Below are 12,922 nucleotides of genomic sequence, written 5' to 3'. Positions count from 1 at the left end.
CGCGTCACTGCCGCTGCCGGTAGGCAGAGGGTGTGACGCCTGTGGCCGACTTGAAAGCCCGCGTCATGTGGCTCTGGCTGCTGAAGCCGCAGGCCGAAGCGATCTGTGCGATCGGGTCCGGGCCGCGCAGCATCGATTTGGCGCGCTCGACACGCCGGTGAGCCACCCAGCCATGCGGGGACACACCATAGCTTGCCCGGAACATCCGCTGGAAATGAAAGGCGCTGAGCTGGCCGATCGTCGCCAGATCCTGCAAGCGGATGGTCTCGCCGAGATGGGCCTCGATATAGTCCAGGCTGCGGCGGCGCACATGGGGCGCGAGCCCGCCGCTGATCGCGCAAGGGCGCATCCCTCCATAACGCGGATCAACCAAAAAATCACTGATCGTCTGCGTCATCGCTTCTTCAGCCAGCAGATGATCCCCCGCCAACATCGCTTCCGTCAACTGCCGAAGCGTATGCGCCAAGACGGGTGCATCGGCGAAGGTCGCTTCGGCAACAGCCATAAACCGCGCATCGCGGTCAAACGTCTCGGCAAACATCCGGCGCATCTGATCGTCGGGAACATAGAGATGGACGAAGTCGAAGGGATCGGTGATTTCCCATTCGGACGAGTGCCCCTGTGGCATGACACACAAGGCCCCGGGCCGTCCTCGCGCGGCGGGGCTGCCGTCCAGACGGCGCGTTCCGGCGCCTCCGTTGAGATAAAGGCTGAACGTATGTCCGTCCGGCCGCTCATAGCTCATCCTGTCGCTGCCATTGCTCCAGAGGGCCGCAGATCGCCCGAGCCCCAGATCGATCGACTGCGACATCCGCGCCGAGGGCGATGCGGACAAAAACCTGAAAACAGAGAGGCGGCTGTCTTTCACCAATTCTTCCCACACCCGTGACGTCTTGCGAACAATAGCGGTGGACGGCCGACGTGGCGAGCGGGAACTCCGGGGCTAAGAATTTCACAGCAAGAATCTGCAAGAGACCGGCTCACGGTTCGCCTATTCATGGAGAAAACGAGGATCACTCCATGGCAAATGCCGCTCTCTTCATCGCGACCGTCCTCATATGGGGCACGACCTGGATCGCCATTGCGATCCAGGTCGGTCCCGTGCCGGTCCTGGTCTCGGTCTTTTACAGATTTGCGCTCGCAGCCGTGATCCTCGTTGCCATCCTGGCTTTCATGCGGCGGCTGAAGTTGCCGGCCTTGCGTGACCAACCTTTCATCCTGGCGCAAGCGCTCTGCCTGTTCAGCCTCAATTTCATCTGTTTCTACAACGCCGCCGGCTTCATCCCGTCCGGGCTGATCTCCGTCATCTTCTCGCTCGCAACGATCTACAATGCCGTCAATGCGCGCCTGTTCTTCGGCGACCGCATTACAGGCCGCACGCTGCTCGCGGCAGCGCTCGGCGCCACCGGCCTGCTGCTGCTGTTCGCAGAGGAGGTTGTCGTCGATTTCAATGTGGGCACGTTGAAAGGGATCGGGCTCGCGGCGCTCGGCACGCTGTTCTTCTCGCTCGGCAATATGGCCTCGCGTCGAAACAGCGCGGCGGGAATTTCACCGCTGACCGCCAATGGCTGGGGCATGACCTATGGCGCGGTCGTTCTCCTGTTGCTGATTGCCCTAACGCAAACGCCGATCGTGACGCCGCCTGACATCACCTATCTCGCCGCCTTGCTCTATCTCGCGGCAATCGGATCGGTGATCGGTTTCACCGCCTATCTCATGCTGGTCTCCCGCATCGGCTCCTCACGCGCCGCCTATGCCACCGTCCTGTTCCCGATCGTCGCCCTGTCATTGTCGACGATCTTCGAGGGCTACCACTGGACCAGCCTCGGCCTGATCGGCCTGGCGCTGACGCTTCTCGGCAACGTGGTCATCTTTGCACGACCTCTGGCCCGTCGCGCGCTCCAAGCAGATGCGAGGCTGCCGGCAGGCGGGTAAGGGCGTCAGCCGACCGGCTTTTGCAGGACGTCGAAGCGCGGATTGGTTTCGGAAAAGATCGGCAGGGCGGCTGCGCCGAGGATCGCCGTATCCTTGCCGGTCATGCCGATCATGATGCGGAGCAGCGTCCGCTTCCGGCCGGGATCGAGCGGATCATGCAGCGGCTCCAGCCGTTCGGCCAGCCGGCGCATCAGTGACGTCGGGATGCTGCCGCCAAGCACGATGGTCTGCGGATCGAAGGCGAGCTCCAGAAAATCGACGGTCTGGCGCAGCGGCTCGACGGCCTGATCGAGCCACGCATCCAGGCCTTCACGTCCCTCGGCGATCAGCGCATCGAGATCGTCGGGGGAAAGCTCCCCGGCATTGGTGATGCCCATGAATTCGTAGGCGACCGAGGGCGAGAGATAGCGATCCAGGCAGCCGCGCTTGCCGCAGCTGCAGAGCCTGCCATGCGGCTCGACGATGATATGACCGATCTCGCCGGCATTGTTGCGGCTGCCCTTGTAGAGGTGGCCGTCGAGAAACATTCCGGCGCCGATGCCGCCGCCGCCGGCCAGAAACAGATAGACGAAACTGCCGAGGCCGCGGGCGACACCGTGAAGACGCTCGCCGATTGCGGCCGCCGTCGCGTCGTTCTCGACGAGGACCGGCACTCCGACCCGTTGTTCCAGTGCATGCCCGACCGGGAAATCCTGCCAGCCCGGCAGGCTGTGCGGGCTGAGAGACGTCGTGCCGCCATCGGCGTAGCGGCCGGGCAGGGCGATGCCGACGCCGAGCAGCCTGTTTCGATCGAAGACGAAAGCCTCTTGAAGATCCTCGACGATTGTTTGCAGCGCCGGCATGGCCTGTTGCGGATCGGCCTGTTCGACCTGGTGCTCGATGCGGGCGCAGACGGCGCCCGAGAGGTCCGTCAGCACACCGCTGGCGCGTCGACGGCCAAGCTCCAGGCCGATCGAATAGGCACCATGCGGATTGATGCTGTAGGGAATGATCGGCTGGCCTCGCGCCAGCTTCTGAGCCTCGGCCGCAACGAGAAGCTGCGAGCTCTCCAGCTCCTCGACGATATTGGAGACGGTCTGCGGCGTCAGCGCCGTCATCCGGGCAATCGCCGCCCGCGACAGCGGACCGTGGGTGCGCACAGCCTCGATCACCACGCGCCGGTTGTGAGACTTGGCCTGCTCGAGATTCGTGCCGGAGATCGCCTTCATGTCGCCTTCGAAGCAAGTGAAGCATCACCCTTGTCACAAGACGGATGGCGATGAAAGCGGGATTCTTCGCCTGATTTATCGAAGCTCGGCGTCGACAGGCGCAACGGCATTTCGTCGCTGCAGCAGGCCGAGGATCGTAATCCCCGACAATCCGGTGACGGCGCTCAGCATGGCGGTCCCGGAGTATCCGGTCACATAGGTGCCGGCGGCAAAGACCAGCGCCCCGATGCCCGCACTCGCAAAGACGTTGACGGAGATTAGTGCACTGCCGAGCCCCGGCCGGTCGGCGATGAGATCCTGCAGATAGGTGATCGGGATGCTGATGATCGCCGCCGCGCCGATACCGGCGAGCAAGGTGAGCGCGTAGAGATGCCACGGCGCGGAGGCAAAGCCGAGAAGGCCGAGGAAGACGGCATAGACGATCGTGCCGGCGGCAAGCGCGGTCATCTGACCGGCCTGCCGCGCTATCCGCGACCAGACGATGATGAAGACGATCTCGAGCAAGGCGACGATCCCGACCAGAATGCCGACATCGCTGAGTGCACCATGCGCCGCGCCGGTAGCGATCAACGGCAGCAGCGCATCGTTGAGATGCAGCGTGCTGGTGATCAGCGCCACCCCGATGATGTGCGCCGAAATCCCCGGCGAAATCACCTGCCGCAGGGCGCCGAGATGGGAAAGATGGTCGATGGTGTCGATCTCCGTTGCCGCGCGCTTCGGCAGGGCGAAGAGGATGATGCCCTGGCATAAGAGACAGGAGAGGGCGGCAAAGAGATAGGCCGGCAGCATGCTCGATGCGCCCGAAAGCAGAAGGCCAGTCATGCCGGGGATCAGCACCCAGGATAGCGAGATCATGGCGCGCACGCCCGAGTTCGCCGTCACCATGTCCTCCCGGTTCATGCCCTGCATCGCCGCCCGCGCATTGGCGAAAAGCAGTGAATTCAGCGCGCCGTAGATCGGAAGTGGCAGCAGCGCGCTGCCGACGAAGACGGCCGCGCTCGGAAAGGCATAGACCACGCCGTAGCCGACGATGCCGAAAATGCAGGCGCCGATCATCGCCGAACGGTACTCGCCCAGCCGGTCGGCGAGATTGCCGAGCAGAACGCTGACGACCACGTTCACCGCCGCCGAAGCAAAGGCCAGGATGGAATAGAGACCGTCGCTCAGCCCCAACTCGCGGATGCCGACGATCGAGCGATAGGGCGCGGTCATCGCCCCCGCCATTCCGAAAGTGAATATGGCGATCATGCTGGCGCGGATTGCCGGATTGCGGAAGACGTCGGGAAAGAGGCGGCGCATCTATCTCGGTCAGTAATGTTCTGATTGCGAGAAGGTTCGCGCCAGCTCGGCCTGGCCGGCCGTCAGGCCGCAATCGACGGGCAGGCAGACGCCCGTAATGGCCGCGGCCAATGGGCTGGCAAGGAAGGCCACGGCATTGGCGACGTCCTTGGGATCGACGACGCGCTGCAGAGGGTACCAGCGGCGCGCCTCCTCGAACACGTTCGGGTTGGCGGCGGCGCGCGCTTCCCAGGCCTGCGTCTTCACCGTGCCGGGCGCCACCGCATTGGAGCGGATGCCGAACTTGCCATATTCGACGGCGACCAGCCGGGTGAAATGCAAGAGGCCTGCCTTGGCGGCGCTATAGGCCGGATGGCCGAAGACATGCAGGCCGTTGACCGAGGCGATGTTGACGACCGAACCCTTGGAGGTCTTCAGCATCGGTTCGAAGGCGCGGAAACATAAGAATGCCGCTTCGAGATTGAGCGCATTGTCGGCCCGCCAGATCTCGGGCGTCGTCTCGTGCAGGCTGGTGGCGCGGGCGGCCCCGGCATTGTTGACGAGGGTTCGGACGACGCCGCTGCCGGCAGCGCGTTCTGCCAATTCGGCAATGCTCGCCTCGCTGGTCACATCGCAGCAGACGGCGACGAAACGCTCCGCCGGCCCGAGTTTCGAAGCCGCGGCGGCGGCAGCAGCCGCATCGATATCGGCAAGCAGAACGACATCATGGTCCTCGGCGAGACGCGCGGCAATCGCCGCGCCGATGTCGCCTGCAGCGCCCGTCACGATGGCGATCGATTGAGTCATTGATTGTCGCTCCCGTTCATATGCTTCAGTCTCCAAGCAATTGCCGGTCGTCGCCGTCCCGGTGAAGGACGAGCTGCTGTTTGATGCGCCGCAGGGTCACCGTCGCTTTCGGCTGAACGGCGTAGGCAACCAAGCTCGCCAGAATATCGACCATGGCGATGTAGGCGATGCGCGTCGAAGTCGGGCGATAGATATTGTTGCCCTCGGGAAGATCGATCGGCACGACGATTTCGGCGGCCTTGGCAACCGGGCTCTCCGTCTGGGTCAAAGCGATCGTCTTCACCTTGGTGTCGCGGGCAAGCTCGAAGGCCCGCACCAGCTCCATATTGCGCCCGGAGAAGGACGAGCCGATCAGCACGTCGCCCGGTTTGGCCGCGGCCGCCATCATCAGCTGCATGCTGTGGTCGGAACTGGCGGTGATGCGAAGCCCGAGACGGAAGAGGCGGTTCTGCAGCTCGTCGGCGATCATCGACGAATTGCCGCCCGAGCCGAAGGCATAGATCATATCGGCCTTGGCGATGAACGAAACGGCCGCTTCGATTGCCGCGAGATCGAGCGAGCGGTGCAGGAGGAAGAGCGCGTTCTGCGCCTTGGTGATGATATCCTGGGCGACATCGGCCGGATCGGTGCTTTTCGATTCCGGCTTCAGATAGCGCACGCCGATATGGGCGGTGCGGGCGAGCTGCACCTTGAAATCGGAAAAGCTCTCGCAGCCGAGCCGCCGGCAGAAGCGGGTGACAGTCGGCGGCGAGACCTCCGCGCGTTCGGCGAGCTCGATGATCGAGGCATTCACCGCAAACTCGAAATCGTTGACGATGATCTCCGCGATGCGGTTTTCCGAAGGAGAAAGCCGGCTCTTATCTTCCTGCAATGTCGAAAAGATATCCAAACCGCCTCCCTCCGATTGTTCGCTACGCGCCCTTCTTCTTATAGGCCACGCAATCGATCTCAACCTTGCAATCGACCATCATCGACGATTGCACACAGGCGCGCGCCGGCGGATGCTCGCCGAAATATTCCTGGTAGATCTTGTTGAAGGTCCAGAAGTCGCGGGGATCATCGAGCCAGACGCCGACGCGCACGACATCCTCGACGCCGTAACCGGCTTCCTCGAGGATATCCAGAACATTGGCGATCGTCTTGTGGGTCTGGGCGATGATGTTGCCGTCGATGATCTCGCCATCTTCCATCGCAACCTGCCCGGAAACATAGAGCCATCCGTCAGCTTCGACGGCGCGCGCGAAAGGCAGCGCCTTGCCGCCGGCGCCGGTTTGAACAGTGCCATAGCGCTTGATTGGCATTCAAAGTCCTTGCAAATTATTTTCTTGATAAGTTGACAAGTGACCATAGAAAGCAGAATTTGACCAGTGAAAAACGCGTTTTATGAAAAGAATTTCAATCCGGGGCAGCCATGCGCGATCCATTCCAGAATCCTTTCCCATCCGATAGCGCCCGCCACGCGATCTGGGAGATGCTCGTTCCCCGCGATATCGATGCCTTTCTGGCCGCTGATTGGTCGATGGTGGAGCATGACTTCGTGGAAGATGGCTTCATCGGCATCGATGGCCGCAAGGAGACAAACCCCGACAAATGGCGGCTCGCTTTCCCGACGCTCAAAGCCTATCGCGACGAGTGGCTGAGGCAGGCGGAGGATTTCGCCAAACAGAGCTTCGCTGAAGATGCGCGCACAGCGATCTTCACCACGACGACGCTCGAAGATATCGAGATCGAAGGCGACACGGCGCTGGTTCGCAAGAAATTCGACGGCGGCATTACCAAGGCGGACGGCACCCGCGATGTCCTGCAATGGCAGACACTCTATTATTGCAGGCTGCACGAGGGACGCTGGAAGATCTCAGGTTTCACCGGCTACCTGCCGAACCCGATGGGTTGAAGCGGAGCCGATAAGAAGAAGGCCACTTTCTTGCGCATTTTCACGGCAGCACTGGCGACCGAGACCAACACCTTCTCCCCGATCTGCGTGGATCGCCGCGCCTTCGAAGCCTCACTCTATGCCCCGCCCGGCCAGCATCCCGAAACGCCGACGCTCTGCACCGCGCCGATCACCGTCGGCAGGCGCGTCGCCAAAGAGAAGGGATGGGAGCTGATCGAGGGAACCGCCACCTGGGCCGACCCCGCCGGCCTCGTCAACCGGGCCACCTATGAGGAACTGCGCGACGAAATCCTTGGCCAACTCCGGGCGGCAATGCCTGTCGATGCCGTCGTCATGGGCCTGCATGGCGCCATGGTGGCGGCGGGATATGAGGATTCCGAAGGCGATCTTCTCCAGCGCATGCGCGAGATCGTCGGACCTGACGTGCTCATCTCAGCCGAACTCGACCCACACAGCCATCTCACGGCAAAACGCGTCGCGGCACTTAATTTCGCCGTCTACTTCAAGGAATTTCCGCATACCGACTTCGTCGACCGCGCCGAGGATCTCTGGCGCATCGCGGTCGATACGCTCGAAGGCCGGGTCAAGCCCGTCATGTCAGTGTTCGATTGCCGGATGATCGACGTCTTCCCGACATCGCGCGAGCCGATGCGCTCCTTCGTCGACAAGATCATGCAGATCGAGAAGGACGATGCCGATATCCTGTCGATCTCGGTGATCCACGGCTTCATGGTCGGCGACGTTCCCGAAATGGGAACGAAGCTGCTTGTCGTCACCGACAACAGACCGGAAAAGGGCGCGGCGCTGGCGCGTGAACTCGGCCTCGAACTGTTTTCCAAGCGCGGCACCTTCATGGTGCCGCAGATCGACGAGAAGCAAGCCGTTGCGCGGGCGATTGATGCCACCACCTGGCCCGTCGTCATCGCCGATGTCTGGGACAATCCGGGTGGCGGCACGGCAGGGGATGCGACTGTTATTCTCGCAGAGCTGATGGCCCGCGGCGTCACGAGTGCGGCGGTCGGCACCATCTGGGATCCGATGGCCGTCCAGATTTGCTTTGCGGCAGGCGAGGGCGCGGAAATTCCGCTGCGCTTCGGCGCCAAGTCGGCGCCCGGCACCGGCAACCCGATCGACGGCACCGTCAAGATCGTCAAGCTGGTCAGGAATGCCGAGATGCGGTTCGGCGAGAGCCTGGCGCCCTTCGGCGATGCCGCCCATATCGTGCTTAACGGCATCGACATCATCCTGAATTCGACGCGCGCCCAGAGCTTCGATCCGAGCCTGTTTTCGGTGATGGGCATCGATCCGACGAAGCAGAAGATCCTGGTGATCAAATCCACCAACCACTTCTTCGCGTCCTTCTCGAGGATCGCCGCGGAAATCCTTTACTGCTCCGCCGGAACGCCTTATCCCAATAATCCTGCGACGACGCCGTACCGGCGAGCGCCGAAGACCATCTGGCCGATCGTGGCCGATCCACACGGGCTACAACGCGGAGCCGCCTAGATGCATGACAACAGCTTCGCCGTCGTCGCCAAGGCAGGGGAGAGGATCGCCGATCTCTCGACGCCGCGCCCTATTATCGACGAAGACCGGCTGGCTGCAAACATCGCCCGCGTTCAATCCTATATGGACGAGCACGGCCTGAACTTCCGCCCGCATATCAAGACGCACAAGATTCCGGCGCTCGCCGTCGCGCAGGTTGCCGCCGGCGCCAAGGGCATCAATTGCCAGAAGGTGACGGAAGCCGAGGTCTTTGCCGAAGCCGGCTTCGGCGACATCCTCATCACCTTCAACATCCTCGGCCAGCAGAAGCTCGAGCGCCTGGCCAGGCTGAACGAGCGCATTCCAGCCCTGAAAGTCGTCGCCGACAGCGAAGTGACGGTCGACGGGCTCGCCGCACATTTTTCCGGACATAAGCCGCTGACGGTGCTTGTAGAGTGCGACACCGGCGCCGGCCGCTGCGGCGTGCAGACGCCGGAGGAAGCAGCCTCGCTCGCCAAGCGCATAGCCGCAGCCGACGGCCTCACCTTCGGCGGCATCGTCACCTACCCGAAGCCGCAATCGGCCGCCGCCGTGGAAGCCTTCATCGCCGAAACAGTGAGCCGCCTGCAATCCGAAGGCATAACCTGCCCGATCGTCAGCAATGGCGGAACGCCAAGCCTGTTCGAGGCGCATCTCGTCGCATCGGCCACCGAACACCGCGCCGGCACCTATATTTACAACGACCGCCAGATGGTGCGCATGGGCCATTGCACCGAGGACGATTGCGCCATGCATGTGCTGGCAACGGTCGTGTCACGCCCGAACGCCGACCGCGCCGTCATCGATGCCGGCTCAAAGGCGCTGACATCGGATCTTCAGGGCTTCAGCGATTACGGCCTGATCGTCGGTTATCCCCAGGCACGCATCACCAGCCTCTCGGAAGAACACGGCGTGATCGATCTGTCGAACTGCACCGGCCCCCGGCCGCAGATCGGCGAAAAGCTCTTCATCATCCCGAACCACACCTGCGTGGTGTCCAACCTGTTCGATACGATGGTGTTTCATCGGGCTGGCGTGGTGACCCGCGTCGAAGAGGTCGCGGCTCGCGGTCTTGTCTGGTAGGGGCGTTTCCGGTTGAGGGCGAATTGAGGAAGGCCATGACGAAAAATTCCTGCGGTTACACGCCGCTCGAAGGCGATGCCGGCCTCGTCGAAAGATGGCAATCAGCGGCATTGATGCCGGTCGAAACAGGTGCGTCGGGGCGGATGCCGACGCTGCCAGGCAGCATGGCGCAGAAATTCTCTCCCTCGCCATTGAGCGAGGCGTAAGCGACCCTATTGGCGCCAAGGCGCTCGATGACCCTCGGGGTCACGGTGAACACGATATCGCCGCCGTTGAGCTGGATATGCTCCGGGCGGATGCCGAGCGTCAGGGTCTTGCCGGCCATGCCGTCGCGCAGCGTCACCGGCAGAACGGCCGTCTGCCCCTTGTAATCCACTTCGACGCCGGCGGCGCTGACGCCATGCAGGTCGCGGGGAGGAAATTCATCTTCGGGTTGCCGATGAAGCCGGCGAGGAACTGGTTCGCCGGCTTGTGATAGAGCTCGAGCGGCGCGCCGGTCTGCGAGATATTGCCGGCGTCGAGCACGACGATGCGGTCAGCCATTGTCATAGCTTCGACCTGGTCGTGCGTCAGGTAGATCATCATCACCTTCAAAGCCCTGTGCAGCTTTGCAAGCTCGATGCGCACATCGGCGCAGCAGCGGCCGTTAGATCGAGCGGCTGTCATATGCCCAATGCAGCAGAGCCTGGCGCTGGCGCGGCCGGCACCAACAATCTCCAGGCTCGCAGGCTCGGCGAAGCTGAGCGACATGGCGGCGAATGGCTTTCCAGCGGGCGATCTGTCGCTCGTCCTCGCCGGGCATGCGGCGACCTTGATAATAGCGGCAGTACCACTGGAACCAGCCACGCGGATCGTCGGGATATATCCATCCCTTGGCTCGCCAGACGCTAAGGGGTTGGCTGGCGTCGACACCGAAGCAATTCAGTGACGGATCCTTTCGCAGCGGCGATAGACGGGCCTCTGCAAACCAGCTTGCCGGGAATTCGTTACGACAATCGGTCATGTATTTGCCGCCGAACACGCCGAGCGCAAGCATCTCGGCGGGGGTCAGCTCTGGCCGGAAGTCGGGATGAAAGTTGCGGCCACTTGGTGCAGCGAGAGCGTATCGGTAGCCTTGCTGCATCCCATCATTCACGACGATCCACTGGGGTTTCATCGGGCGCCCTCCGACAGCGGTTTCGGGCGGTTACGCCGCCAGATGGACACGTTGAGTGCCGCCGCGAAACTCACCCACGTGAGGTAAGGAACAAGGAGCAGGGCAGCAGCCGAATTCGCGGGATAGAACAGGATGATCGTCGCCAGGATCGCATTCCAAAGGAGCATGATCTCCACCGCGGCCAGCCCGGGTCGGTGAAGGGCAAAAAAGATCGGCGACCACGCAGCATTGAGCAGAAGCTGGACTGCATAGACACTGAGCGGGAATGCTTCACCGGCAATGCCTGCCTCCAGCCACAGGAGCCAGTCCGACAGTCCGATCGAGGCATAGAGTACCGTCCAGACCGGGGCGAACAGCCAATCGGGCGGGCGCCATCCTGGCTTGTCGAGCTGCTTGTACCAGTCGCCTGGCCGAAAAATCACGCCGGTGGCCGCCGCAGCAAAGCTCACGGCCTGAAAGGCGACCATCACAAGAAGGGAATGCATGTCCATCCGACAAAAGGTGGAGGGAGCCGCCGACGCGGCAAGCGGGTCCCTCCAAAGGCCCTATTGGTTTTGGCGAGCAGCGAACTCGCCGGAACCCATTGCAGAAAACAGCGGGATGACCTGCCAGGCGGCTGACAGCCCCACCAGGACGTAAACGATCCGGGCGATAACCGAGCCGGCCCCGAAAATGGCGGCCACGAGGTCAAAGCCGAATAGCCCGACCAGCCCCCAGTTCAGGCCGCCTACGATGACGAGGATGAGCGTTAGTATGTTGATGAACTTCATGGTTCTTCTCCAGTTGAGGGGACGAGGGTCAGCCTTCCGGCGGCACGATCACCTTGTCGATGACATGGATGACACCATTGGAGGCAGCAATGTCGGCGGCGGTGACGGCGGCGTCGTTGACCTTGACGGTGGAGCCCTCGACGTTGACGTCGATCATTTTGCCATTGACCGACTTCGCCTCATCGATACCCGCCACGTCCTTAGCCATCATCTTGCCCGCGACCACATGGTAGGTGAGGATCGCGGTGAGCTTTTGCTTGTTTTCTGGCTTCAGAAGGTTTTCGACGGTACCGGCCGGCAACTTGGCGAAGGCTTCATCGGTCGGAGCAAAGACCGTGAACGGACCCGTTCCCTTGAGAGTGGCGACCAGGCCTGCCGCTTCGAGCGCGGTCGCCAGCGTCTTGAATTTACCCGCCTCCGCGGCAGTTTCGACGACATCCTTCTCCGCGGCGACCCCGCTGAAACTGCTGCCGAGCGTGATTGCTGCAGCGACTAAAAGGCTTCTCAACTTCATGTCATTCTCCTCTCGATGACAGGTGCGCGTTGCACCTCGCATCTTTCATTTGGAGAACACAGATTTTATTGCCACTCAAATTTTCGTGAGCGGAAACAGAATTATATTGTAACGAAAATTATCGTTATGATAGTTTCCCGTAACGAAAAGGAGTTTACGAGTGCTCTCCGACACGCTGTCCAATGAGCTTCAGCGCTACGCGATCGGCCCGCGTATCAAGACTCTGCGACTGAGAAAGAAGCTGGGGCTGGTGCAGCTGGCGGGGCATACAGGGCTCTCGCCTGCGATGCTTTCGAAGATCGAGCGCGGGCAGATGTTTCCGACGCTGCCCACGCTGCTTCGGATCGCGATGGTTTTCGGGGTCGGCCTCGATCACTTTTTCAAATCCGACAAGGAGGAGCCGCTCATCGCGGTCGTCCGAAAGCACGAGCGTCTCAAACTTCCAAGCCCGCCGGGCGAAAAGAACCCAGCCTTCCTCTTCGAAAGCCTCGATTATCCCGCTTCCGACCGCCGTATGGAGGCGTATTACGCCGAGTTCCCGCTCGATTCGCCGCCCTCGGAGCCGCATCAACATGGCAGCGCCGAGTTCATTTACGTGCTCAGCGGTCGGCTTTTCGTCATTGTGGACGGCAAGGAGACAGCGCTGGATGCGGGCGACGCTATGTATTTTGACTCAAGCGTTCCGCACAGTTACCGCCGGGAAGGCGAGGCAATCTCGACGGCTCTTGTTGTGATTTCTCCCTAGGCGGCCGC

Annotated in this window: 15 protein-coding genes and 1 pseudogene; 5 read left to right on the top strand and 11 right to left on the bottom strand. The window is 62.0% G+C overall.

The window, feature by feature from the left end; translation table 11 throughout:
* Positions 1-4: 4 nt before the first annotated feature.
* The gene (locus HJB91_RS02290) at positions 5-745 is read right to left on the bottom strand and encodes a helix-turn-helix domain-containing protein (RefSeq protein ID WP_221102534.1); all 741 of its coding nucleotides are present in this window, start codon (positions 743-745) and stop codon (positions 5-7) included.
* 275 nt (positions 746-1,020) lie between these two features.
* On the opposite strand from HJB91_RS02290, the gene HJB91_RS02285 reads away from it, so the two are divergent.
* Entirely contained in the window at positions 1,021-1,935 is a 915-nt protein-coding gene (locus tag HJB91_RS02285; RefSeq protein ID WP_210632404.1) for a DMT family transporter, read from the top strand.
* 5 nt (positions 1,936-1,940) lie between these two features.
* Here HJB91_RS02285 and HJB91_RS02280 read toward each other — a convergent pair whose 3' ends face one another.
* The 5 genes from HJB91_RS02280 to HJB91_RS02260 all read right to left on the bottom strand — a co-directional run bounded on the left by HJB91_RS02280 (position 1,941) and on the right by HJB91_RS02260 (position 6,529).
* Positions 1,941-3,143 (bottom strand): ROK family transcriptional regulator, encoded by a 1,203-nt coding sequence (locus tag HJB91_RS02280; RefSeq protein WP_221153390.1) that lies wholly within the window; start codon positions 3,141-3,143, stop codon positions 1,941-1,943.
* 75 nt (positions 3,144-3,218) lie between these two features.
* Positions 3,219-4,442, bottom strand: a complete 1,224-nt coding sequence (locus HJB91_RS02275; protein ID WP_221145170.1) for an MFS transporter — start codon at positions 4,440-4,442, stop codon at positions 3,219-3,221.
* Between the two features lie 9 nt (positions 4,443-4,451).
* Positions 4,452-5,228 carry an SDR family oxidoreductase gene (locus tag HJB91_RS02270; protein ID WP_210632401.1) on the bottom strand — a complete coding sequence of 259 codons (777 nt, stop codon included), beginning with the start codon at positions 5,226-5,228 and terminating at the stop codon, positions 4,452-4,454.
* 25 nt (positions 5,229-5,253) lie between these two features.
* Positions 5,254-6,117, bottom strand: a complete 864-nt coding sequence (locus tag HJB91_RS02265) for a MurR/RpiR family transcriptional regulator (protein ID WP_221145168.1) — start codon at positions 6,115-6,117, stop codon at positions 5,254-5,256.
* Positions 6,118-6,139: 22 nt separating this feature from the next.
* A complete protein-coding gene (locus HJB91_RS02260) occupies positions 6,140-6,529 on the bottom strand; it encodes a RidA family protein (RefSeq protein WP_071091593.1) in 390 nt (129 codons plus the stop codon).
* Positions 6,530-6,639: 110 nt separating this feature from the next.
* Here HJB91_RS02260 and HJB91_RS02255 point away from each other — a divergent pair, with 110 nt between their 5' ends.
* Genes HJB91_RS02255 through HJB91_RS02245 form a run of 3 tightly spaced genes read left to right on the top strand, consistent with a single transcriptional unit; the run spans position 6,640 to position 9,729 of the window.
* Positions 6,640-7,122 carry a hypothetical protein gene (locus HJB91_RS02255; RefSeq protein ID WP_210632399.1) on the top strand — a complete coding sequence of 161 codons (483 nt, stop codon included), beginning with the start codon at positions 6,640-6,642 and terminating at the stop codon, positions 7,120-7,122.
* A 30-nt stretch (positions 7,123-7,152) separates the two neighbouring features.
* The gene (locus HJB91_RS02250; RefSeq protein WP_221153389.1) at positions 7,153-8,628 is read left to right on the top strand and encodes a M81 family metallopeptidase; all 1,476 of its coding nucleotides are present in this window, start codon (positions 7,153-7,155) and stop codon (positions 8,626-8,628) included.
* Positions 8,629-9,729, top strand: a complete 1,101-nt coding sequence (locus tag HJB91_RS02245; protein WP_210632397.1) for a D-TA family PLP-dependent enzyme — start codon at positions 8,629-8,631, stop codon at positions 9,727-9,729.
* 56 nt (positions 9,730-9,785) lie between these two features.
* On the opposite strand, the pseudogene HJB91_RS02240 reads toward HJB91_RS02245, so the two are convergent.
* The 5 genes and pseudogenes from HJB91_RS02240 to HJB91_RS02220 form a co-directional block, all read right to left on the bottom strand.
* Positions 9,786-10,362 (bottom strand): annotated as a pseudogene (locus HJB91_RS02240) (TOBE domain-containing protein); the annotation flags it as partial.
* A 13-nt stretch (positions 10,363-10,375) separates the two neighbouring features.
* Positions 10,376-10,885, bottom strand: a complete 510-nt coding sequence (locus HJB91_RS02235; protein ID WP_210632396.1) for a hypothetical protein — start codon at positions 10,883-10,885, stop codon at positions 10,376-10,378.
* Positions 10,882-11,370: a TspO/MBR family protein gene (locus HJB91_RS02230; protein ID WP_221153388.1), complete on the bottom strand. Its 489-nt coding sequence runs from the start codon at positions 11,368-11,370 to the stop codon at positions 10,882-10,884. The genes HJB91_RS02235 and HJB91_RS02230 overlap by 4 nt, the downstream gene beginning before the upstream one ends.
* A 60-nt stretch (positions 11,371-11,430) precedes the next feature.
* Complete coding sequence (locus HJB91_RS02225; protein WP_210632394.1) at positions 11,431-11,655, bottom strand: DUF378 domain-containing protein; 225 nt, start codon at positions 11,653-11,655, stop codon at positions 11,431-11,433.
* A gap of 28 nt (positions 11,656-11,683) precedes the next feature.
* Positions 11,684-12,169 (bottom strand): fasciclin domain-containing protein, encoded by a 486-nt coding sequence (locus HJB91_RS02220; RefSeq protein WP_210632393.1) that lies wholly within the window; start codon positions 12,167-12,169, stop codon positions 11,684-11,686.
* A gap of 160 nt (positions 12,170-12,329) precedes the next feature.
* Between HJB91_RS02220 and HJB91_RS02215 the strand changes: the two genes are divergently transcribed.
* Positions 12,330-12,914 (top strand): helix-turn-helix domain-containing protein, encoded by a 585-nt coding sequence (locus HJB91_RS02215; RefSeq protein ID WP_221153387.1) that lies wholly within the window; start codon positions 12,330-12,332, stop codon positions 12,912-12,914.
* Positions 12,915-12,922 lie beyond the last annotated feature (8 nt).

Origin of the sequence: Rhizobium sp. NLR10b (assembly GCF_019685435.1) — a bacterium.
Taxonomy (GTDB): domain Bacteria; phylum Pseudomonadota; class Alphaproteobacteria; order Rhizobiales; family Rhizobiaceae; genus Rhizobium.
Note: the sequence above shows the minus strand (reverse complement) of the source record. Positions and strands in the feature narration are given on the sequence as shown.

Excerpts from the sequence above, each read along its gene's own strand:
- HJB91_RS02290 (WP_221102534.1), bottom strand. The coding sequence starts at position 745 with ATGAGCTATGAGCGGCCGGACGGACATACGTTCAGCCTTTATCTCAAC.
- HJB91_RS02285 (WP_210632404.1), top strand. The coding sequence starts at position 1,021 with ATGGCAAATGCCGCTCTCTTCATCGCGACCGTCCTCATATGGGGCACG.
- HJB91_RS02280 (WP_221153390.1), bottom strand. The coding sequence starts at position 3,143 with ATGAAGGCGATCTCCGGCACGAATCTCGAGCAGGCCAAGTCTCACAAC.
- HJB91_RS02275 (WP_221145170.1), bottom strand. The coding sequence starts at position 4,442 with ATGCGCCGCCTCTTTCCCGACGTCTTCCGCAATCCGGCAATCCGCGCC.
- HJB91_RS02270 (WP_210632401.1), bottom strand. The coding sequence starts at position 5,228 with ATGACTCAATCGATCGCCATCGTGACGGGCGCTGCAGGCGACATCGGC.
- HJB91_RS02260 (WP_071091593.1), bottom strand. The coding sequence starts at position 6,529 with ATGCCAATCAAGCGCTATGGCACTGTTCAAACCGGCGCCGGCGGCAAG.
- HJB91_RS02255 (WP_210632399.1), top strand. The coding sequence starts at position 6,640 with ATGCGCGATCCATTCCAGAATCCTTTCCCATCCGATAGCGCCCGCCAC.
- HJB91_RS02245 (WP_210632397.1), top strand. The coding sequence starts at position 8,629 with ATGCATGACAACAGCTTCGCCGTCGTCGCCAAGGCAGGGGAGAGGATC.
- HJB91_RS02235 (WP_210632396.1), bottom strand. The coding sequence starts at position 10,885 with ATGAAACCCCAGTGGATCGTCGTGAATGATGGGATGCAGCAAGGCTAC.
- HJB91_RS02230 (WP_221153388.1), bottom strand. The coding sequence starts at position 11,370 with ATGCATTCCCTTCTTGTGATGGTCGCCTTTCAGGCCGTGAGCTTTGCT.
- HJB91_RS02225 (WP_210632394.1), bottom strand. The coding sequence starts at position 11,655 with ATGAAGTTCATCAACATACTAACGCTCATCCTCGTCATCGTAGGCGGC.
- HJB91_RS02220 (WP_210632393.1), bottom strand. The coding sequence starts at position 12,169 with ATGAAGTTGAGAAGCCTTTTAGTCGCTGCAGCAATCACGCTCGGCAGC.